The organism is Kosakonia oryzae, assembly GCF_001658025.2.
Classification (GTDB): Bacteria; Pseudomonadota; Gammaproteobacteria; order Enterobacterales; family Enterobacteriaceae; genus Kosakonia; species Kosakonia oryzae.
On the sequence record NZ_CP014007.2, the window covers coordinates 468,431 to 488,589 of the forward strand.

17 protein-coding genes, 2 tRNA genes and 4 rRNA genes are annotated in these 20,159 nt (G+C 51.7%); 12 read left to right on the top strand and 11 right to left on the bottom strand.

From position 1 onward, the window contains the following. Nucleotides 1-17 precede the first annotated feature (17 nt). On the bottom strand, nucleotides 18-527 hold the full coding sequence (def, locus tag AWR26_RS02240; protein WP_007369833.1) for a peptide deformylase: 510 nt from the start codon (nucleotides 525-527) through the stop codon (nucleotides 18-20). A 128-nt stretch (nucleotides 528-655) separates the two neighbouring features. On the opposite strand from def, the gene dprA reads away from it, so the two are divergent. Genes dprA through AWR26_RS02270 form a run of 6 tightly spaced genes read left to right on the top strand, consistent with a single transcriptional unit; the run spans nucleotide 656 to nucleotide 4,448 of the window. After that, nucleotides 656-1,780, top strand: coding sequence for a DNA-protecting protein DprA (gene dprA, locus AWR26_RS02245; protein ID WP_064563309.1), 1,125 nt, complete (start codon nucleotides 656-658; stop codon nucleotides 1,778-1,780). After that, nucleotides 1,752-2,225, top strand: a complete 474-nt coding sequence (gene smg / locus AWR26_RS02250; protein ID WP_007369835.1) for a DUF494 family protein Smg — start codon at nucleotides 1,752-1,754, stop codon at nucleotides 2,223-2,225. Before dprA ends, smg begins: the two co-directional genes overlap by 29 nt. 26 nt (nucleotides 2,226-2,251) lie before the next feature. Continuing rightward, nucleotides 2,252-2,809, top strand: coding sequence for a DNA topoisomerase family protein (locus tag AWR26_RS02255; protein ID WP_064563311.1), 558 nt, complete (start codon nucleotides 2,252-2,254; stop codon nucleotides 2,807-2,809). Next, complete coding sequence (gene tsaC / locus AWR26_RS02260; RefSeq protein ID WP_064563313.1) at nucleotides 2,799-3,371, top strand: L-threonylcarbamoyladenylate synthase type 1 TsaC; 573 nt, start codon at nucleotides 2,799-2,801, stop codon at nucleotides 3,369-3,371. The genes AWR26_RS02255 and tsaC overlap by 11 nt, the downstream gene beginning before the upstream one ends. A gap of 4 nt (nucleotides 3,372-3,375) precedes the next feature. Beyond that, nucleotides 3,376-4,194: a shikimate dehydrogenase gene (aroE, locus tag AWR26_RS02265; protein WP_064563315.1), complete on the top strand. Its 819-nt coding sequence runs from the start codon at nucleotides 3,376-3,378 to the stop codon at nucleotides 4,192-4,194. After that, a complete protein-coding gene (locus AWR26_RS02270; RefSeq protein ID WP_064563317.1) occupies nucleotides 4,191-4,448 on the top strand; it encodes a DUF1488 family protein in 258 nt (85 codons plus the stop codon). Before aroE ends, AWR26_RS02270 begins: the two co-directional genes overlap by 4 nt. Here AWR26_RS02270 and AWR26_RS02275 read toward each other — a convergent pair. Beyond that, nucleotides 4,424-4,978: a gamma carbonic anhydrase family protein gene (locus AWR26_RS02275; protein WP_064563319.1), complete on the bottom strand. Its 555-nt coding sequence runs from the start codon at nucleotides 4,976-4,978 to the stop codon at nucleotides 4,424-4,426. The two genes, AWR26_RS02270 and AWR26_RS02275, sit on opposite strands and share 25 nt — an antisense overlap. 474 nt (nucleotides 4,979-5,452) lie before the next feature. On the opposite strand from AWR26_RS02275, the gene AWR26_RS02280 reads away from it, so the two are divergent. The 6 genes from AWR26_RS02280 (at nucleotide 5,453) to rrf (AWR26_RS02305) (ending at nucleotide 10,706) form a co-directional block, all read left to right on the top strand. After that, nucleotides 5,453-6,992 (top strand): 16S ribosomal RNA (locus tag AWR26_RS02280). An 85-nt stretch (nucleotides 6,993-7,077) separates the two neighbouring features. Beyond that, nucleotides 7,078-7,153 (top strand) — tRNA-Glu (locus AWR26_RS02285). A 194-nt stretch (nucleotides 7,154-7,347) separates the two neighbouring features. Then, nucleotides 7,348-10,252: ribosomal RNA gene (locus AWR26_RS02290) — 23S ribosomal RNA — on the top strand. A 94-nt stretch (nucleotides 10,253-10,346) separates the two neighbouring features. Further along, a 5S ribosomal RNA gene (gene rrf / locus AWR26_RS02295) occupies nucleotides 10,347-10,462 on the top strand. A gap of 14 nt (nucleotides 10,463-10,476) precedes the next feature. Next, a tRNA-Thr gene (locus AWR26_RS02300) sits at nucleotides 10,477-10,552 on the top strand. 38 nt (nucleotides 10,553-10,590) lie between these two features. Beyond that, nucleotides 10,591-10,706: ribosomal RNA gene (rrf, locus tag AWR26_RS02305) — 5S ribosomal RNA — on the top strand. The 16S, 23S and 5S rRNA genes sit together here with 2 tRNA genes alongside, the layout of an rRNA operon. Before the next feature lie 207 nt (nucleotides 10,707-10,913). On the opposite strand, the gene AWR26_RS02310 is transcribed toward rrf (AWR26_RS02305), so the two are convergent. The 9 genes from AWR26_RS02310 to dusB form a co-directional block, all read right to left on the bottom strand. Beyond that, entirely contained in the window at nucleotides 10,914-11,672 is a 759-nt protein-coding gene (locus AWR26_RS02310; RefSeq protein ID WP_064563321.1) for an amino acid ABC transporter ATP-binding protein, read from the bottom strand. Between the two features lie 8 nt (nucleotides 11,673-11,680). Further along, a complete protein-coding gene (locus AWR26_RS02315; protein ID WP_043956345.1) occupies nucleotides 11,681-12,784 on the bottom strand; it encodes an amino acid ABC transporter permease in 1,104 nt (367 codons plus the stop codon). Between the two features lie 9 nt (nucleotides 12,785-12,793). Beyond that, nucleotides 12,794-13,975, bottom strand: coding sequence for an amino acid ABC transporter permease (locus AWR26_RS02320; RefSeq protein WP_064563323.1), 1,182 nt, complete (start codon nucleotides 13,973-13,975; stop codon nucleotides 12,794-12,796). 72 nt (nucleotides 13,976-14,047) lie between these two features. Next, complete coding sequence (locus AWR26_RS02325) at nucleotides 14,048-15,073, bottom strand: amino acid ABC transporter substrate-binding protein (RefSeq protein WP_043956347.1); 1,026 nt, start codon at nucleotides 15,071-15,073, stop codon at nucleotides 14,048-14,050. A gap of 479 nt (nucleotides 15,074-15,552) precedes the next feature. Then, the gene (locus AWR26_RS02330; protein WP_035888016.1) at nucleotides 15,553-15,774 is read right to left on the bottom strand and encodes a putative periplasmic lipoprotein; all 222 of its coding nucleotides are present in this window, start codon (nucleotides 15,772-15,774) and stop codon (nucleotides 15,553-15,555) included. Nucleotides 15,775-16,115: 341 nt separating this feature from the next. After that, entirely contained in the window at nucleotides 16,116-18,194 is a 2,079-nt protein-coding gene (locus tag AWR26_RS02335) for a putative bifunctional diguanylate cyclase/phosphodiesterase (protein ID WP_064563325.1), read from the bottom strand. A gap of 165 nt (nucleotides 18,195-18,359) precedes the next feature. Further along, on the bottom strand, nucleotides 18,360-18,521 hold the full coding sequence (locus AWR26_RS02340) for a DUF2556 family protein (protein WP_007369851.1): 162 nt from the start codon (nucleotides 18,519-18,521) through the stop codon (nucleotides 18,360-18,362). Nucleotides 18,522-18,684: 163 nt separating this feature from the next. Then, entirely contained in the window at nucleotides 18,685-18,981 is a 297-nt protein-coding gene (fis, locus tag AWR26_RS02345; protein WP_000462905.1) for a DNA-binding transcriptional regulator Fis, read from the bottom strand. 25 nt (nucleotides 18,982-19,006) lie between these two features. Beyond that, the gene (gene dusB, locus AWR26_RS02350) at nucleotides 19,007-19,972 is read right to left on the bottom strand and encodes a tRNA dihydrouridine synthase DusB (RefSeq protein ID WP_035888013.1); all 966 of its coding nucleotides are present in this window, start codon (nucleotides 19,970-19,972) and stop codon (nucleotides 19,007-19,009) included. Nucleotides 19,973-20,159: the final 187 nt, after the last annotated feature.

Consider the following 20,159-nt stretch of genomic DNA (forward strand, 5'->3'; position numbering starts at 1 on the left):
TCCCTTTTTGCCTGCGTTTAAGCGCGAGCGTTCATGCGATCCAGTTTTTCAACTTTCTGGCGAATGCGCTGACGTTTCATCGGCGACAGGTAATCAATGAACAGTTTACCTACCAGATGATCCATCTCGTGCTGAATACAGATAGCCAGCAGCCCATCAGCTTCCAGTTCGAATGTTTTTCCGTCACGATCCAGCGCACGGATTTTCACTTTTTCAGCGCGCGGTACTAATGCTCGTTGTTCCGGAATGGACAGACAGCCTTCTTCGATGCCTGTTTCACCGCTTTTTTCCAGCAGTTCCGGGTTAATCAGTACCAGTTGTTCGTCGCGATTTTCAGAAACGTCGATCACGATAATGCGCTGATGGATATCAACCTGCGTTGCCGCAAGACCAATACCTTCTTCTGCGTACATGGTTTCAAACATATCATCCACAATACGTTGAATGTCCGCATTCACTTCTTTAACCGGCTCGGCGACTTTGCGAAGACGCTCGTCCGGAATATGTAACACATGCAAAACTGCCATAAATATCCAGAGTCGTGTTCAGGAGTTGGTGAGAATATTATCTCTATTCTAGACAAAACCCCCACTGATTGACAGCATCGGTGACCAATCGCAAGGATTGCCAGGACGGCTTGTGGCAGGGGAAATGGATGACATCCACAGAGATAAGATTACGTTTACTACAGGTCGGAGACCTGTGCGGCGATAAATGGCTACGAACAGCACAATGGCTGGAGCAAAACAAGGGAGCAACGTCTGAAGAGCTTGAGCATTTCGGGCTGACAACAGCGCAGGTCAGGCGTTTTTTCTCTTTATCAGCGCAGGACCTGGAGAGGGGCCTGGACTGGTTGAGCCAGGCTAACCATCATCTCATTAGTGCCAGTGATGCGGCATATCCCGAATCTCTACGCGCTATTGCTGATTATCCGGGGGCCATTTTGGTGAAGGGCGAAGTCTCAGCGCTAAAAACTCAGCAACTGGCAGTTGTTGGCAGCCGTGCCCATTCCTGGTATGGAGAGCGCTGGGGACGTCTGTTTTGCGAGGTGCTTGCCCGAAGTGGTTTTACCATTACCAGCGGTATGGCTCTGGGGATCGACAGTATTGCCCACCGGGCCGCGTTGAATGTTGGAGGCAAAAGCGTAGCTGTGTTGGGAAATGGCCTTTTTAGCCTCTATCCCCGACGGCACTCGGCGCTTGCCAGCCAACTTATTGATTCCGGTGGCGCACTCGTTTCTGAATTTCCCCTTGCGGCGCATCCCAAACGGGAACATTTTCCTCGACGAAATCGCATTATCAGCGGGCTTAGTCGTGGAGTTCTGGTTGTTGAGGCAGCGCTACGCAGCGGATCGCTCGTCACCGCCCGAAGTGCACTTGAGCAAGGTCGTGAGGTTTTTGCGCTGCCCGGCCCGATTGGGAGTCCCGGTAGTGAGGGGCCGCACTGGTTAATCAAACAAGGGGCAACTTTGGTGACATCTGCCGGCGAGATCCTCGAAAGTTTGCAATACGGGCTAAGCTGGCTACCTGAACCAGGTGGAAATTCATTTTATTCTTCAGATCAAGAAGAGGTGGCATTGCCATTTCCTGAGCTCCTGGCTAACGTAGGAGATGAGGTAACACCTGTTGACGTCGTCGCTGAACGTGCCGGCCAACCTGTGCCAGTCACAGCTGCTCAATTGCTTGAACTGGAGTTAGCAGGATGGATCGCAGCTGTACCCGGCGGCTATGTCCGATTGAGGAGGGCAAGCCATGTTCGACGTACTAATGTACTTGTTTGAGACTTACATCCATAACGAAGCTGAAATGCGTGTGGATCAAGACAAACTGGAACGGGATCTTACCGACGCCGGATTTGATCGTGAAGATATCTACAACGCTCTTTTGTGGCTGGAAAAGCTGGCTGATTATCAGGAAGGCCTCGCCGAACCGATGCAGCTTGCTTCTGATCCACTCTCAGTGCGTATCTATACTGCTGAAGAGTGCGAAAGGCTGGATGCCAGTTGCCGGGGATTTTTGTTGTTCCTTGAGCAGATTCAGGTGCTAAACCTCGAAACCCGAGAAATGGTGATAGAACGTGTGCTGGCGCTGGATACGGCAGAGTTCGATCTGGAAGATCTTAAATGGGTCATTCTGATGGTACTCTTCAATATTCCAGGATGTGAAAACGCATACCAGCAGATGGAAGAATTACTCTTTGAAGTGAATGAAGGTATGCTGCACTAATCATTTTTGCAGCTTCAAGAGTCGTTATGGCCAAATCAGCACTGTTTTCGGTGCGCAACAACGAGCCCTGCCCACAATGCGGGGCTGAACTTGTTATCCGTTCCGGGAAACACGGCCCGTTTCTCGGATGTTCCCATTATCCGGAATGTGACTACGTTCGTCCCCTGAAGAGCCAGGCGGATGGACATATTGTTAAAGTTCTGGATGGGCATCCGTGCCCGGACTGCGGCGCGCCGATGGTATTACGGCAAGGGCGTTTTGGTATGTTTATCGGTTGTAGCCAGTATCCGGAATGTGAACATACCGAGCTGATTGATAAGCCTGACGAGACCGCCATTACCTGCCCGCAGTGTCAGAGCGGACATCTGGTGCAGCGCCGTTCCCGATACGGCAAAACCTTCTATTCCTGCGATCGCTATCCTGATTGCCAGTTCGTTATCAATTTCAAACCGGTGGCGGGTGAATGTCCTGCATGCCACTACCCGCTGCTTATCGAAAAGAAAACCGCGCAAGGTGTAAAACGCTTCTGCGCCAGTAAACAATGTGGACAGCCGGTAACGGCGGAACAAACTCGTGAAGAATAACCTGCCAACAGATCCTGTCGCTTCAGCGATTGAGGTCCTGAATAAAGAAGAAGTCATCGCTTATCCAACTGAAGCTGTTTTTGGCGTCGGCTGCGACCCGGACAGTGAAACTGCCGTCTATCGTCTGCTTGAACTGAAGCAGCGTCCGGTTGATAAAGGATTAATCCTGATTGCTGCCAACTTTGATCAGCTGAAACCCTATATTGATGACAGCATGCTGACGGACGAACAACGCCAGGCCGTCTTCAAATGCTGGCCTGGCCCGGTAACCTTTGTGTTTCCGGCAAAACCAACCACACCGCGCTGGTTAACCGGGCGTTTTGACTCGCTGGCGGTACGTGTCACCGATCACCCAATGGTCATTGCACTTTGCACGGCTTACGGTAAACCGCTGGTTTCGACAAGTGCCAATTTATCCGGGCTGCCACCTTGCAGAACGGCGCAAGAGGTTATCGAGCAATTTGGTGCCAGCTTTCCGGTGATTGATGCGCCAACGGGCGGCCGGCAGAACCCTTCTGAAATCCGTGATGCCCTCACCGGCGAACTTTTTCGCCAGGGATAATAGTATGGAATCCTACGCAGTCTTCGGTAACCCTATTGCTCATAGTAAGTCACCCTTTATCCATCAACAGTTTGCCCTTCAGCTTGGCATCGACCATCCCTATGGGCGGGTGCTTGCTCCAGTGGATGACTTCGTGAATACGCTGGATGCCTTCTTTACTGCTGGTGGTAAAGGCGCGAACGTTACGGTTCCCTTTAAAGAAGAGGCATTTGCTCGAGCCGATGAGCTGACAGAACGCGCAGCTCTGGCCGGCGCGGTAAATACATTAAAGCGCCTTGATGATGGGCGCTTGGTCGGAGATAACACCGATGGCATCGGTTTGCTCAGCGATTTGCAACGGCTGGGCTTTATCCGCCCGGGATTTCGTATCCTGTTGGTTGGCGCGGGAGGTGCGGCGCGCGGCGTATTACTTCCTCTGTTATCCATGGATTGTGCGATAACGATTACTAACCGAACGTTTTCACGGGCGGAAGAGCTGGAGAAGCTCTTTGCTCATACCGGTAGCGTCGTTGCCGTGCAAATGGCTGATCTTCAGGGGCATGAATTCGATCTGATCATTAATGCAACTTCCAGCGGGATTGGTGGGAAAATTCCGGCATTACCGTCGTCGCTCGTTCATGCCAGGCTTTACTGCTACGACATGTTCTACCAAAAAGGGAACACACCGTTTCTGGACTGGTGTATAAACCTGGGAGCAAAACAGTGCGCCGATGGTTTGGGTATGCTGGTGGGGCAGGCTGCACATGCGGTATTGCTGTGGCACGGCGTGTTGCCGGATGTTGAACCAGTCATTCAGATGCTGAAGCAGGAGCTGGCGAAATGAATCAGGCTATCCAGTTTCCGGATCGCGAAGAGTGGGATTCCTTAATGCAGGCTGTCTGCTTTCCGGCACTGGTTAATGGAATGCAGATGATATGCGCCATTAAAGGCGATGATCTAAAGCAACGTTTCGATGCTGAAACACCGGAACAGTTTCTGGCGACATTTCGTGACTATCGCTGGGATCTGGAAGAAGAGGCGGAACAGTTGATCCGCCAACAGAAGGAAGATGATCAGGGTATTGTCTGGTTATCCTGATCCAGATACTCATCTTTCCATTTCACATAGTTGTTCGCCGAGTACTTTAATCCTTCTATTTCCGCTTTCTTCAGGGGGCGGATCTGTTTTACCGGGCTTCCCAGATACAAATATCCACTCTCCAGCCGCTTATTTTGCGGCACCAGACTACCCGCGCCGATCATGACGTTGTCTTCAATAACCGCGCCATCCAGCAAAATAGATCCCATTCCAACCAGCACGCGATTGCCAATGATGCAGCCGTGCAGCATCACTTTGTGCCCAACGGTGACATCCTCGCCGATGATGAGGGGGTTTCCCTCTGGGTTAGAAGAGGATTTATGCGTAACATGCAGAACGCTACCATCCTGAATATTGCTGCGGGCACCGATCTCTACATAGTTCACATCACCGCGAATGACGACCAGCGGCCAGATGCCTACATCATCGGCAATTCTGACATCGCCAATTACCACGCTGCTGCTATCAACCATGACCCGCAAGCCGATTTTAGGGAAGAAATCCTTATAAGGACGTAAAACAACTGACATAGCTACCTCATCAAAAACGGGCTGAGATAGAAACTTTGATCGTTAGAAAGGCCTTCTGCAAGCCTTTTACGCGTCATTAAATGCGCAGATCGTACGGGATCGCAGCAAAAAGAATGAAAAAACAGCAGTCAGAAAAAAAGATCGCAAAAAGACTTGTGCTTAAAATTGGGATCCCTATAATGCGCCTCCGTTGACACGACAACGTGAATCACTTCACGAGATGGTCGGGTAACGAAAGAGAAAAATCCTGAAATTCAGGGTTGACTCTGAAAGAGGAAGGCGTAATATACGCCACCTCGCGACGAAGCGCTGAAAGCCGCGTCGCAACTGCTCTTTAACAATTTATCAGACAATCTGTGTGGGCACTCAGGTGACGCGGATTCTTGATGTCTTCGGACAAAAAATGAATACCAAGTCTCAACGAGTGAACACGTAATTCATTACGAAGTTTAATTCATTGAGCATCAAACTTTTAAATTGAAGAGTTTGATCATGGCTCAGATTGAACGCTGGCGGCAGGCCTAACACATGCAAGTCGAACGGTAGCACAGAGAGCTTGCTCTCGGGTGACGAGTGGCGGACGGGTGAGTAATGTCTGGGAAACTGCCTGATGGAGGGGGATAACTACTGGAAACGGTAGCTAATACCGCATAACGTCGCAAGACCAAAGAGGGGGACCTTCGGGCCTCTTGCCATCAGATGTGCCCAGATGGGATTAGCTGGTAGGTGGGGTAACGGCCCACCTAGGCGACGATCCCTAGCTGGTCTGAGAGGATGACCAGCCACACTGGAACTGAGACACGGTCCAGACTCCTACGGGAGGCAGCAGTGGGGAATATTGCACAATGGGCGCAAGCCTGATGCAGCCATGCCGCGTGTGTGAAGAAGGCCTTCGGGTTGTAAAGCACTTTCAGCGGGGAGGAAGGCGGTACGGTTAATAACCGTGCTGATTGACGTTACCCGCAGAAGAAGCACCGGCTAACTCCGTGCCAGCAGCCGCGGTAATACGGAGGGTGCAAGCGTTAATCGGAATTACTGGGCGTAAAGCGCACGCAGGCGGTCTGTCAAGTCGGATGTGAAATCCCCGGGCTCAACCTGGGAACTGCATTCGAAACTGGCAGGCTGGAGTCTCGTAGAGGGAGGTAGAATTCCAGGTGTAGCGGTGAAATGCGTAGAGATCTGGAGGAATACCGGTGGCGAAGGCGGCCTCCTGGACGAAGACTGACGCTCAGGTGCGAAAGCGTGGGGAGCAAACAGGATTAGATACCCTGGTAGTCCACGCCGTAAACGATGTCGATTTGGAGGTTGTGCCCTTGAGGCGTGGCTTCCGGAGCTAACGCGTTAAATCGACCGCCTGGGGAGTACGGCCGCAAGGTTAAAACTCAAATGAATTGACGGGGGCCCGCACAAGCGGTGGAGCATGTGGTTTAATTCGATGCAACGCGAAGAACCTTACCTGGTCTTGACATCCACAGAACCTGGCAGAGATGCCGGGGTGCCTTCGGGAACTGTGAGACAGGTGCTGCATGGCTGTCGTCAGCTCGTGTTGTGAAATGTTGGGTTAAGTCCCGCAACGAGCGCAACCCTTATCCTTTGTTGCCAGCGGTCCGGCCGGGAACTCAAAGGAGACTGCCAGTGATAAACTGGAGGAAGGTGGGGATGACGTCAAGTCATCATGGCCCTTACGACCAGGGCTACACACGTGCTACAATGGCGCATACAAAGAGAAGCGACCTCGCGAGAGCAAGCGGACCTCATAAAGTGCGTCGTAGTCCGGATTGGAGTCTGCAACTCGACTCCATGAAGTCGGAATCGCTAGTAATCGTGAATCAGAATGTCACGGTGAATACGTTCCCGGGCCTTGTACACACCGCCCGTCACACCATGGGAGTGGGTTGCAAAAGAAGTAGGTAGCTTAACCTTCGGGAGGGCGCTTACCACTTTGTGATTCATGACTGGGGTGAAGTCGTAACAAGGTAACCGTAGGGGAACCTGCGGTTGGATCACCTCCTTACCTTAAAAGAACCCTTCCCTGAAGTGCTCACACAGATTGTCTGATGAAAAGTAAAAAGCAAGGCGTCTTGCGAAGCAGACTATGTGTCCCCTTCGTCTAGAGGCCCAGGACACCGCCCTTTCACGGCGGTAACAGGGGTTCGAATCCCCTAGGGGACGCCACTTGCGCGGGAATGTGTGAAAGGCGTTGCCCATCCGTATCTCAAAACTGACTTACGAGTCATGTTTGAGATATATGCTCTTTAAAAATCTGGATCAAGCTGAAAATTGAAACACTGAACAACGCAAGTTGTTCGTGAGTCTCTCAAATTTTCGCAATGCGATGATGAATCGGAAGAAACATCTTCGGGTTGTGAGGTTAAGCGACTAAGCGTACACGGTGGATGCCCTGGCAGTCAGAGGCGATGAAGGACGTGCTAATCTGCGAAAAGCGCCGGCGAGGTGATATGAACCCTTGACCCGGCGATGTCCGAATGGGGAAACCCGGTGCACTTCGGTGCATCATCACAGCATGAATCCATAGTGCTGTGAAGCGAACCGGGGGAACTGAAACATCTAAGTACCCCGAGGAAAAGAAATCAACCGAGATTCCCCCAGTAGCGGCGAGCGAACGGGGAGGAGCCCAGAGCCTGAATCAGCTTGTGTGTTAGTGGAAGCGTCCGGAAAGTCGCGCGATACAGGGTGACAGCCCCGTACACGAAAACGCACAGGTTGTGAGCTCGATGAGTAGGGCGGGACACGTGGTATCCTGTCTGAATATGGGGGGACCATCCTCCAAGGCTAAATACTCCTGACTGACCGATAGTGAACCAGTACCGTGAGGGAAAGGCGAAAAGAACCCCGGCGAGGGGAGTGAAAAAGAACCTGAAACCGTGTACGTACAAGCAGTGGGAGCACCTTCGGGTGTGACTGCGTACCTTTTGTATAATGGGTCAGCGACTTATATTCTGTAGCAAGGTTAACCGAATAGGGGAGCCGCAGGGAAACCGAGTCTTAACTGGGCGTTAAGTTGCAGGGTATAGACCCGAAACCCGGTGATCTAGCCATGGGCAGGTTGAAGGTTGGGTAACACTAACTGGAGGACCGAACCGACTAATGTTGAAAAATTAGCGGATGACCTGTGGCTGGGGGTGAAAGGCCAATCAAACCGGGAGATAGCTGGTTCTCCCCGAAAGCTATTTAGGTAGCGCCTCGTGAATTCATCTCCGGGGGTAGAGCACTGTTTCGGCTAGGGGGCCATCCCGGCTTACCAACCCGATGCAAACTACGAATACCGGAGAATGTTATCACGGGAGACACACGGCGGGTGCTAACGTCCGTCGTGAAGAGGGAAACAACCCAGACCGCCAGCTAAGGTCCCAAAGTCATGGTTAAGTGGGAAACGATGTGGGAAGGCCCAGACAGCCAGGATGTTGGCTTAGAAGCAGCCATCATTTAAAGAAAGCGTAATAGCTCACTGGTCGAGTCGGCCTGCGCGGAAGATGTAACGGGGCTAAACCATGCACCGAAGCTGCGGCAGCGACACTGATGTGTTGTTGGGTAGGGGAGCGTTCTGTAAGCCTGCGAAGGTGGCCTGTGAGGGCTGCTGGAGGTATCAGAAGTGCGAATGCTGACATAAGTAACGATAAAGCGGGTGAAAAGCCCGCTCGCCGGAAGACCAAGGGTTCCTGTCCAACGTTAATCGGGGCAGGGTGAGTCGACCCCTAAGGCGAGGCCGAAAGGCGTAGTCGATGGGAAACAGGTTAATATTCCTGTACTTGGTGTTACTGCGAAGGGGGGACGGAGAAGGCTATGTTGGCCGGGCGACGGTTGTCCCGGTTTAAGCGTGAAGGTGTGTGCTCCAGGCAAATCCGGAGTGCTTTAACACTGAGGCGTGATGACGAGGCACCACGGTGCTGAAGCAACAAATGCCCTGCTTCCAGGAAAAGCCTCTAAGCTCCAGGTAACACGAAATCGTACCCCAAACCGACACAGGTGGTCAGGTAGAGAATACCAAGGCGCTTGAGAGAACTCGGGTGAAGGAACTAGGCAAAATGGTGCCGTAACTTCGGGAGAAGGCACGCTGATGCGTAGGTGAAGCGACTTGCTCGTGGAGCTGAAATCAGTCGAAGATACCAGCTGGCTGCAACTGTTTATTAAAAACACAGCACTGTGCAAACACGAAAGTGGACGTATACGGTGTGACGCCTGCCCGGTGCCGGAAGGTTAATTGATGGGGTTATCCGTAAGGAGAAGCTCCTGATCGAAGCCCCGGTAAACGGCGGCCGTAACTATAACGGTCCTAAGGTAGCGAAATTCCTTGTCGGGTAAGTTCCGACCTGCACGAATGGCGTAATGATGGCCAGGCTGTCTCCACCCGAGACTCAGTGAAATTGAACTCGCTGTGAAGATGCAGTGTACCCGCGGCAAGACGGAAAGACCCCGTGAACCTTTACTATAGCTTGACACTGAACATTGAGCCTTGATGTGTAGGATAGGTGGGAGGCTTTGAAGCGTGGACGCCAGTCTGCGTGGAGCCAGCCTTGAAATACCACCCTTTAATGTTTGATGTTCTAACGTTGACCCGTGATCCGGGTTGCGGACAGTGTCTGGTGGGTAGTTTGACTGGGGCGGTCTCCTCCTAAAGCGTAACGGAGGAGCACGAAGGTCAGCTAATCCTGGTCGGACATCAGGAGGTTAGTGCAATGGCATAAGCTGGCTTGACTGCGAGCGTGACGGCGCGAGCAGGTGCGAAAGCAGGTCATAGTGATCCGGTGGTTCTGAATGGAAGGGCCATCGCTCAACGGATAAAAGGTACTCCGGGGATAACAGGCTGATACCGCCCAAGAGTTCATATCGACGGCGGTGTTTGGCACCTCGATGTCGGCTCATCACATCCTGGGGCTGAAGTAGGTCCCAAGGGTATGGCTGTTCGCCATTTAAAGTGGTACGCGAGCTGGGTTTAGAACGTCGTGAGACAGTTCGGTCCCTATCTGCCGTGGGCGCTGGAGAACTGAGGGGGGCTGCTCCTAGTACGAGAGGACCGGAGTGGACGCATCACTGGTGTTCGGGTTGTCATGCCAATGGCACTGCCCGGTAGCTAAATGCGGAAGAGATAAGTGCTGAAAGCATCTAAGCACGAAACTTGCCCCGAGATGAGTTCTCCCTGAGACTTCGAGTCTCCTGAAGGAACGTTGAAGACGACGACGTTGATAGGCCGGGTGTGTAAGCGCAGCGATGCGTTGAGCTAACCGGTACTAATGAACCGTGAGGCTTAACCTTACAACGCCGAAGATGTTTTGGCGTGAGAGAGAATTTTCAGCGTGATACAGATTAGACCGGTGTGCCCTGGTGGCATGGCGGTGAACAGAATTTGCCTGGCGGCACTAGCGCGGTGGTCCCACCTGACCCCATGCCGAACTCAGAAGTGAAACGCCGTAGCGCCGATGGTAGTGTGGGGTCTCCCCATGCGAGAGTAGGGAACTGCCAGGCATCAAATTTAGCGTGCTGATATGGCTCAGTTGGTAGAGCGCACCCTTGGTAAGGGTGAGGTCCCCAGTTCGACTCTGGGTATCAGCACCAGTTATAGCGGTTAAAGTTCGGCATTTAGAAAGAATTTGCCTGGCGGCATTAGCGCGGTGGTCCCACCTGACCCCATGCCGAACTCAGAAGTGAAACGCCGTAGCGCCGATGGTAGTGTGGGGTCTCCCCATGCGAGAGTAGGGAACTGCCAGGCATCAAACAAAACAAAAGGCCCTGTCGAAAGACGGGGCCTTTTGTTTTATCTGTTGCTTATCCACAAACACTATCTCTTGGTAAAAATTATTTCGTGTTCAGTGCCTCAAATGTTGCGCTGCAACGACCTCTCGTAAAACACTCTGACATCAAACAAGAGCGATAAAAAAGGCCACCTGCGGGTGGCCCTGAAACGCGGCGATAACGATCAGTGGATAACTTGCGACAGGAAAGCGCGGGTACGTTCTGATTTCGGGTTCGCAAAGAACTCTTCAGGCGGCGCCTGCTCAACAATCTCACCGCGATCCATAAAGATCACGCGATCAGCGACGGTGCGGGCAAAGCCCATTTCATGGGTTACGCACAGCATCGTCATACCAGATTGTGCGAGGCCAATCATCGTATCCAGCACTTCTTTCACCATTTCCGGATCCAGCGCTGACGTGGGCTCATCAAAAAGCATGATCTTTGGCTTCATGCAAAGCGAACGGGCAATCGCCACACGCTGCTGCTGACCACCCGAAATCTGTCCGGGAAATTTGTGCGCATGCTCGGCAATACGCACGCGCTCAAGATAGTGCATTGCCAGCGCTTCAGCTTCCTTCTTCGGCATTTTGCGCACCCAAATTGGTGCCAGCGTACAGTTCTGTAATACGGTGAGATGCGGAAACAGATTGAAGTGCTGGAAAACCATGCCCACTTCCTGGCGAATCTTTTCAATATTGCGAATATCTTCGTTCAGCTCGATACCATCAACAACGATACGGCCCTGCTGATGCTCTTCCAGATGGTTGATACAACGGATAGTCGTTGATTTCCCTGAACCGGAAGGGCCGCAGAGTACAATACGTTCACCCTGCTTAACGTTCAGATTGATGTCCTTCAGGACATGGAACTGCCCGTACCACTTGTTCACATTATCGAGCGTAATCATCGCGTCGGCAGGTTGCATAATCATATTACTCATGGTGTTCCTCAGTGCGGTGTACGCCCGGTGTTAAAGCGCTTTTCCAGATGCTGGCTGTAGCGCGACATGCTAAAACAGAAAACCCAATAAACTAACGCGGCGAAAACATAACCCTCAGTCGACATGCCGAGCCATGCCGGATCGACCGTAGCCTGTTGCACGCTGCTGAAAAGATCGAACAGGCCGATGATGATCACCAGGCTGGTATCTTTAAACAGCGCAATAATGGTGTTCACCAGGCCCGGGATCACCAGCTTCAGCGCCTGCGGCAAAATCACCAGACCTTGTGTTTTCCAGTAGCCCAGCGCCAGAGATTCTGCGGCTTCGTACTGGCCTTTTGGCAGCGCCTGCAAACCGCCGCGCACCACTTCCGCCACATAAGCAGACTGGAACAGGATCACGCCGACCAGCGCGCGGATCAGCTTATCAATGCTGGTTCCTTCCGACATAAACAGCGGCAGCATGACCGAGGACATAAACAGAACGGTGATCAGCGGCACCCCGCGCCAGAACTCAATAAACACCACCGACAAAATACGCACGACCGGCATTTTTGAACGGCGCCCCAGCGCCAGCAAAATGCCCAGCGGCAGTGCGCCGGCAATACCGACAGAAGCGATAATCAGTGTCAGCGTTAGGCCGCCCCACTGGCGGGTTTCAACGCGATCCAGTCCCAGAAAGCCGCCAAACATTAACCACCAGACAACGATCGGGTAGATAACAGCCCAGCAGGCAATGTAGCGGCCACGATGCGGTAAAGCTTTCCAGAACATCGGCACAATCGACAGCAGGCCAATAATCAACGCCAGATTAATACGCCAACGCTGTTCATGCGGGTAGAGGCCATACATAAACTGGCCAAAACGCTCATGAATAAACACCCAGCAAGCGCCTGCCTTTGTGCAGTCCGCCCGCGTTGAACCCACCCAGTTCGCCTGAAAGAACGCCCACTCCAGCAGCGGCGGAATCAATTCCCACATCAGCCACAGGCAAACGATCGTTAGCAGTGAGTTAGACCAACTGGAGAACAAATTTTTTCGTACCCACAACACCGCGCCATTGCTTCTTGCAGGTGTCTGGCGCGCAGAGGGAGACAGAATAGCTTTTGTCATCGTAATTCCTTAGCGCTCAATCAGTGCAATGCGACGGTTATAAATGTTCATCAGTAGCGAGATCGACAGACTGATAAGCAGATAAACAGACATGGTGATAGCGATGGTTTCAATGGCCTGACCGGTCTGGTTCAGTACCGTTCCCGCGAAAAGTGACACCATATCCGGGTAGCCGATAGCGGCCGCCAGAGAGGAGTTTTTCACAATATTCAGGTACTGGCTGGTCAGCGGCGGAATGATGACGCGCAATGCCTGAGGGATAATGACCTGGCGCAGCGTCACCGGATTTGGCAGCCCCAAAGAACGCGCGGCCTCATGCTGACCATGGGGAACGGACTGAATGCCTGAACGGATAATCTCAGCGATAAACGCTGAGGTATAAACCGATAACGCAAGCGTCAGCGCAGCAAGTTCCGGGATCAGTACCATTCCGCCCTGGAAGTTAAAGCCGTGCAGTTGCGGGATTTCCCAGTGCAATGCTGCGCCGAAAACCCAGTGCGCCAGCAACGGCAGCGCAATGATCAATCCTAGCGCAGCCGGCCAGGTACGACGCAGCTGACCGGTCTTGATCTGATGTGCTTTATTAAAACGAAACAGACCGACAGAAATGATCACTGCCACGATAACCGCGGCAGCAAAGGCCAACAGACCTTCACCCATTTGTGGAGAAGGGATATAGAGGCCACGGTTGCTCAAAAACAGCAAATCCATCGCATTAACTGCCTGGCGCGGGCCGGGCAGGTTACGCAGTACCGCAAAGTACCAAAAAAAGATTTGCAGCAGCGGCGGGATATTGCGGAAGGTTTCGATATAAATCGTCGACAGTTTTCGCAGTAACCAGTTTTCCGACAGGCGCGCCAGGCCAAGGAAAAAGCCGAGGAAAGAGGCGAATACAATGCACAATGCCGAGACCAGCAAGGTGTTAAGTAAACCAACAAGGAACACCCGGCCATAGGTGTCGCCCTGCTCATAATCAATCAAGTGTTGAACAATACCAAAACCAGCGGCGCGATCGAGGAACGCAAAGCCGGAGGTGATTCCGCGATTGTTCAGGTTAGTAACCGTGTTGTGTACCAAATAGATTGCGATAACGACCACGGCGACAATCGCAAGGATTTGAAACAGCCAGGCACGAACCGCAGGGTTAGAAAGGGAGAAGGAGCCTTTCACGGTTGGGCGGCGATGGGACATAGCAAAAACCTCAGTAACCATGACTCTGGGCTGGGCACCACGCGAGGTGGTGCCCGTTACAGCACTTGCGGATTAACGCACTGGCGGAGCGTACTGGATACCGCCGTTATTCCAGAGGTTGTTCTGGCCACGTTTGATTTTCAGCGGGCTTTCAGAACCGACGTTACGTTCAAAGATTTCGGAATAGTTGCCGACTTTCTTGATGATGTTGTAAGCCCATTTATTATCAAGCTTCAGATCCTTACCAAAGTCGCCTTCTTTGCCCAGCAGGTGAGCCATATCCGGTGTCGCCGGGTTTGCGGCTTTCTCATCAACGTTCTTCGAGTTAACGCCCATCTCTTCCGCATTCAGCATCGCGAACAGCGTCCAGCGCACGATGGCAAACCAGTCGTCGTCGCCACGGCGAACAACCGGACCCAGCGGCTCTTTCGAAATCACTTCCGGCAGAACGATCCACTCAGCCGGATTGCTCAGTTTGATGCGCAGCGCATACAGCTGAGACTGGTCGGAAGCCAGGGTATCGCAACGGCCTGACTCCAGCGCTTTTGCTGATTCGTCAGAACGATCGAAGGTGACCGGGGTATATTTCATGTTGTTGGACTTAAAGTAATCCGCCACGTTCAGCTCGGTATCTGTACCGGCCTGAATACAAACGGTTGCGCCATCCAGCTCTTTTGCGCTTTTCAGACCCGCTTTGTTATGGGTCAGGAAGCCGATACCGTCGTAATAAGTTACGCCAGTAAATGACAGCCCCATGCCGCCATCGCGGGAAGAAGTCCAGGTGGTATTACGGGAAAGAATATCCACTTCGCCGGACTGCAATGCGGTAAAACGCTCTTTCGCAGTCAGCGGGGTGTATTTCACTTTGCTGTCGTCACCGAAAACGGCGGCGGCAACGCCACGGCAAACGTCTACGTCGATACCGGTGAATTTACCGCTCGCGTCCGCGTAGGAGAAGCCAGGCAGGCCGTCGCTGATACCGCATTGTACAAAACCTTTCTTTTTAACGGCATCCAGCGTTGTACCCGCATGCGCCTGATTTGCAAGGGCAAACAGCGCACCGGCAGCGACCAGGCTGGCGATCATCATCTTTTTCATAATGTATCCTGTGTGGCGAAAAATTTATCGTTATATAAAAGGCGTCCGGGAAACGCCTGAAACCTGTCTGTGGCTATGGCCATTCTCTTTTAAGCAAAGGGAATGCCAATATTGCGAATGACGTGTTTGAAAGGGGCGTATACGCAATATTGAGAGTGTAGACAGGAAAAAATAAAACCAGTGCCCCGTCATGGTGCAAAACTACAACCTGCGCCACAAAATGGAGCAAAAAAATCACAGAAATTACTTTTTATTAACAGACAAGTTTCGCAGGTGAATATAAGCAAGAGAGTGAATGGGTAGGGGGTGTGAATCAGCTCACGAAGAAAAGGCAGATATATAAAAACAGGATATTAATACGTGGCGGTTAATGTTTTATTTTTTGAATAATGGCAGATATGAAATGTCGGACATTTACTGGCGGAAAAAAGAGTGCACCATAATAAAGCAAAAGCGCGGTGAGCCGCGCTTTTGATAAGTTATCGGGTCAACGCCACGATGCCGAGCGTCAGACCGGCCAGCGCTGCTGCGCCACCCGCAATCGCTCCGGCAGTTTCCCAGTTATCCTGCGTTGTTCCTTTCATACAGGTATTGGTATGCACCAGGCGCCCCTGATCGTCATACACTGGCACACAAGGAGAATCATGAGCACAACCAGCAAGCAGTGTTGTCAGTAATGCTACAGCGATGAAATTTTTCATAATGTTACCTCGAAATAAACACAACTCCCGATATCAATACCCGTGATATCTCTACTGAGTCGATGTTGATTATTTTACCATCCGGTAACAGTGATTCCCTGGTGTAATAATCTCAAAGTATGTGCAGTGTAAACATCATGGAGAGAAAAGTGCTGCCGGGAAAAGAAAATGCAGAAAAGATGAAGCAGACAATAAAAATAGCGCCGGTTCCACTATAACGTATTGATTAATGACCAACCGGGCGCGGCATGGTGAAATTAACTGTGAACTAATAATTCAGTTTATCGCTCTGGTAAAATAAAAGCGCCGTTAAGCGCCTTGATTTAACTGCTTAATTATTTTCAGGAAAGGGTATCCGTTGGGCTAAGTTTATTACCATAAGCAGTAATGGATTCCGCACTTACTGGTTTCCCTAATAAATAACCTTGCAGCGTGTTGCAGCCCAGTTCAGTGAGAAAAGCCTGTTGTTCTTCCGTTTCCACCCCTTCCGCCACAACTTTCAGGTTCAGCGTTTTGGCCAGCGCGATGATTGCCGAAACAATCGTAGCATCCTCGCCTTCTTTACACAGTTCTCGAACAAAGGCGCGATCGATTTTTAATTCGCAAGCCGGCAGACGTTTCAAATAAAGCAAGCTGGAATAACCGGTGCCGAAATCATCAATCGATGCCTGCACACCGGCATCAGTCAACGCGGTTAATACGCGCACGCTCTCATCAGGATTGCTCATGGCGGTGGTTTCCGTCACCTCGAGAATCAATTTTTCTGGCGGAACATCATGCTTTTTCAGCGCGTCCAAAATGGTCTGTACCAGCCCATTTTGCTCGAATTGCATAGTGGAAAGATTAACGGCAATCGACCACTCCAGATGGCCCTGTTTGCGCCATTCGCTAAGCTGCCGACACGCTTCATCCACCACCCAGTTACCTAGCGGAACTATCAGACCGGTTTTCTCCGCCAGCGGAAGAAACACGTCCGGCGACAGAACACCCTGAAAAGGATGATGCCAGCGTAATAGCGCTTCAAAACCAATGACCGGCCCGGACGGCGCTTTAAATTTCGGTTGGTAGACCAGGCGAAACTCCTGGCGTTCCAGCGCTAACCACAAATCATTGAGCAGTTGCAGTTGGGTTTGCGCCAGCGTATTCATCGAGGGCTGGAAGAAGTGATAGCCGTTACGCCCCATATGTTTGGTGTGATACATCGCCGCATCGGCGTTAAACATCAGTTCGCGCTCGTTTTTACCATCATGTGGATAGAGGGCAATCCCAACACTCAGCGTGACGATCACATCGTAAGGATCGATATTGAAGGGTTTATCAATTGCCCGAACCAGCGCATTGGCAAGGGTTGCTGCTTCATCCGGGGCACTGACTTCCGCCAGCAGAACAAACTCATCGCCGCCGATACGCGCCAGCGTATATTGCCCTTTCAGCGGCTGCCGCAGACGATCGGTAACCGCTACCAGAAGCTTATCGCCAACATCATGCCCCCAGGCATCATTTACGGTTTTGAAACCATCCAGATCCATAAACATCAGCGCAAAGAAAGATCCTTCGCGTCTGGCTTTATTAATCGCTTGTTCAAGGCGATCTTCCAGCAATACGCGGTTTGGCAGACGGGTCAGCGTATCATGCAGGGCCAGACGCGCCAGCTCGCGGTTAGCCGCCGCCAGTGACGCCGCCAGCAGGGAAGTCCGCGCCTGTAAACGGGCATCGAACATTGAGACCAGCAGCGTAATGCCGAGCACAGAGAACGCCATCATACTGACCAGAATGACCAGCCAGTTATTGTTGAATCCGTGGTGCCCTGTTGCATGCTGTGGAGGAAATTGCGCCGCCATCATGCCGGTATAGTGCATTCCGGCAATGGCAATCCCCATCAGGATCGCCGCGCCAAAGCGCATCAGCGCCACTTGAGCGGCTTCATGACGCAGACGGAAAGTGAGCCACAATGCAGCGAAGGATGCTGCCAGGGCAATCACCACCGACAGCGCGACCCAGTTCATATTCCAGACGATAGCCGGTGAAACCTGTAATGCAGCCATGCCGGTGTAATGCATAGCGACAATCCCCAACCCCATAATAATGGCGCCGGGTATCAGGCGTTGGAGGTGAAGCTGCGGACCGCTGACGAGCCAAAGGGCGAACAGTGATGAGCCGATGGCGATAACCATCGAAAGGGCAGTCAGAACGGGTTCATACAGCATGCTCATCGAAATGTTCATCGCCAGCATGCCAATAAAATGCATCGCCCAGATGCCGATCCCCATCGCCACGCCGCCGCCGCTTAGCCAGACCCACGACGCGGTTCCGCTGCTGGAGGTGACGCGTCCGGCCATATTCAGGGCGGTGTAAGAGGCCAGAATGGCGACAATAAAAGAAACAACAACAAGGATATAGTCGTATTGGCTAACCAGCATGATGTCATCAACTCATTCACTAGGATCGTTACGTATTACTACGGTCGTACGGGCGAAAAGGGCTGAGACATTATCATCGACTAAAGATGACGCAAAATGATTTTAAATCCCCGATATATGCAGGGGATAGCAGCACGTTCGCGAAATTTCGCTACAAGCAATCACTTACAGATTATCGCAATTCACCAGTTTGAGAGGATTGACGGAATTCATATTGCGGCATTTATCGACTTCGGTGGTGATGTACTCCACCCAGTGCATGATTAAGCCATCCAGCGCAAGGATTGAGAGGGCGAAAACGACCAGCCACCAATATTTGCGAATCATTCCGTATCTCCCTTTCTTGCAACCATTGGCTGAAAATATACACGAATCCGCAACCGTATAAAGAGCGGGAAAGCGGGATTTTTAGCGTCATTTCAGGCAATAAAAAAGGCGCTTCCCCATGCCGGTTAGCGCCTTTTTATCAATACAACTTACTGATTCAAAATCAGTTCATGCCGTATTTTTTCAGTTTTTTACGCAGCGTGCCGCGGTTGATGCCCATCATCAGCGCCGCGCGGGTCTGATTACCACGGGTGTATTGCATCACCATGTCCAACAGTGGCTGTTCTACTTCAGCCAATACCAGCTCATACAGGTCATTAACATCCTGACCATTCAGTTGAGCAAAATAGTTCTTCAGTGCCTGTTTTACCGAGTCACGGAGCGGTTTTTGGGTTACCTGATCCTGAGAGTTAACGGTAGAAACGGTCAGTACGTCAGAATTTACGCGTTGTTCGAACATAGTTCTGTCAGCTCTTTATTTCTGTTTACGCAAAATTTTCGAAGTATGCCTCCAACGCCTCCAGCTGTTCGCTGGCATCCTCAATGGCGTTGAATGTGCGCCGAAACTGGTCATTCGGAGCGTGCTCCTGAAGATACCAGGAGACGTGTTTACGTGCGATTCGGTAACCTTTTGCCTGACCATAAAAGTCATGCAGTTCCCGAACATGCGCGCAAAGCAAGCGCTTAACCTCTGCCAAAGGCAGCGGGGCCAGCAGCTCCCCAGTGTCCAGATAGTGCTGGATTTCCCGGAAGATCCAGGGTCTTCCCTGAGCTGCGCGGCCTATCATCAGGGCATCCGCCCCTGTATAGTCGAGCACAGCTCTGGCTTTTAGCGGGTCAGTAATGTCGCCATTCGCGATAACCGGAATGGAAACTTTCTGCTTAACTGCCCGAATACTGTTGTACTCAGCTTCTCCGTTGAACAAACAGGCGCGGGTGCGTCCATGAATGGTCAGAGCCTGAATGCCACATTCTTCAGCCAGTTGGGCAATTTCTACGCAGTTACGGTGTTCCGGAGCCCAGCCCGTGCGAATCTTCAGCGTAACAGGCACATCCACTGCATTCACTACCGAGGTCAGGATAGACTTCACCAGATCCGGGTACTGCAGCAGAGCCGAGCCTGCCAGCTTGCGATTCACCTTTTTCGCCGGACAACCCATATTGATATCAATAATCTGGGCGCCACTTTCCACGTTAATACGTGCGGCTTCCGCCATTTCATCCGGATCGCTCCCTGCAATTTGCACGGTGCGAATACCGGGTTCATCAATGTGCACCATCCGCAGTCGGGATTTGTCGCTTTCCCACACTTGCGGGTTAGACGACATCATCTCGGATACGGTCAAACCTGCTCCCATCTCGTAGCACAACGTCCGGAATGGTCTGTCAGTAATGCCAGCCATAGGCGCTGCGATCAGGCGATTTCTGAGCTGGTGATGTCCGATACGCATGAGTTAAGAAATGACCATACTGTGACTGCAAGGCGGCGTATATTACGCATTTTTTGCACGAGATGAAAGGCCAAACTTTGAGCAATCCTCTGTTGTAGATCAAGGAATCGCCAGTCCGCCAGAGTGATTTTAAAATTAAATTATATATTTCATGTGGTTATGATGAAGATAAAAATTTCACGTAACT

Excerpts from the sequence above, each read along its gene's own strand:
- def (WP_007369833.1), bottom strand. The coding sequence starts at position 527 with ATGGCAGTTTTGCATGTGTTACATATTCCGGACGAGCGTCTTCGCAAA.
- dprA (WP_064563309.1), top strand. The coding sequence starts at position 656 with ATGACATCCACAGAGATAAGATTACGTTTACTACAGGTCGGAGACCTG.
- smg (WP_007369835.1), top strand. The coding sequence starts at position 1,752 with ATGTTCGACGTACTAATGTACTTGTTTGAGACTTACATCCATAACGAA.
- AWR26_RS02255 (WP_064563311.1), top strand. The coding sequence starts at position 2,252 with ATGGCCAAATCAGCACTGTTTTCGGTGCGCAACAACGAGCCCTGCCCA.
- aroE (WP_064563315.1), top strand. The coding sequence starts at position 3,376 with ATGGAATCCTACGCAGTCTTCGGTAACCCTATTGCTCATAGTAAGTCA.
- AWR26_RS02270 (WP_064563317.1), top strand. The coding sequence starts at position 4,191 with ATGAATCAGGCTATCCAGTTTCCGGATCGCGAAGAGTGGGATTCCTTA.
- AWR26_RS02275 (WP_064563319.1), bottom strand. The coding sequence starts at position 4,978 with ATGTCAGTTGTTTTACGTCCTTATAAGGATTTCTTCCCTAAAATCGGC.
- AWR26_RS02310 (WP_064563321.1), bottom strand. The coding sequence starts at position 11,672 with ATGAGTAATATGATTATGCAACCTGCCGACGCGATGATTACGCTCGAT.
- AWR26_RS02315 (WP_043956345.1), bottom strand. The coding sequence starts at position 12,784 with ATGACAAAAGCTATTCTGTCTCCCTCTGCGCGCCAGACACCTGCAAGA.
- AWR26_RS02320 (WP_064563323.1), bottom strand. The coding sequence starts at position 13,975 with ATGTCCCATCGCCGCCCAACCGTGAAAGGCTCCTTCTCCCTTTCTAAC.
- AWR26_RS02325 (WP_043956347.1), bottom strand. The coding sequence starts at position 15,073 with ATGAAAAAGATGATGATCGCCAGCCTGGTCGCTGCCGGTGCGCTGTTT.
- AWR26_RS02330 (WP_035888016.1), bottom strand. The coding sequence starts at position 15,774 with ATGAAAAATTTCATCGCTGTAGCATTACTGACAACACTGCTTGCTGGT.
- AWR26_RS02335 (WP_064563325.1), bottom strand. The coding sequence starts at position 18,194 with ATGCTGGTTAGCCAATACGACTATATCCTTGTTGTTGTTTCTTTTATT.
- AWR26_RS02340 (WP_007369851.1), bottom strand. The coding sequence starts at position 18,521 with ATGATTCGCAAATATTGGTGGCTGGTCGTTTTCGCCCTCTCAATCCTT.
- fis (WP_000462905.1), bottom strand. The coding sequence starts at position 18,981 with ATGTTCGAACAACGCGTAAATTCTGACGTACTGACCGTTTCTACCGTT.
- dusB (WP_035888013.1), bottom strand. The coding sequence starts at position 19,972 with ATGCGTATCGGACATCACCAGCTCAGAAATCGCCTGATCGCAGCGCCT.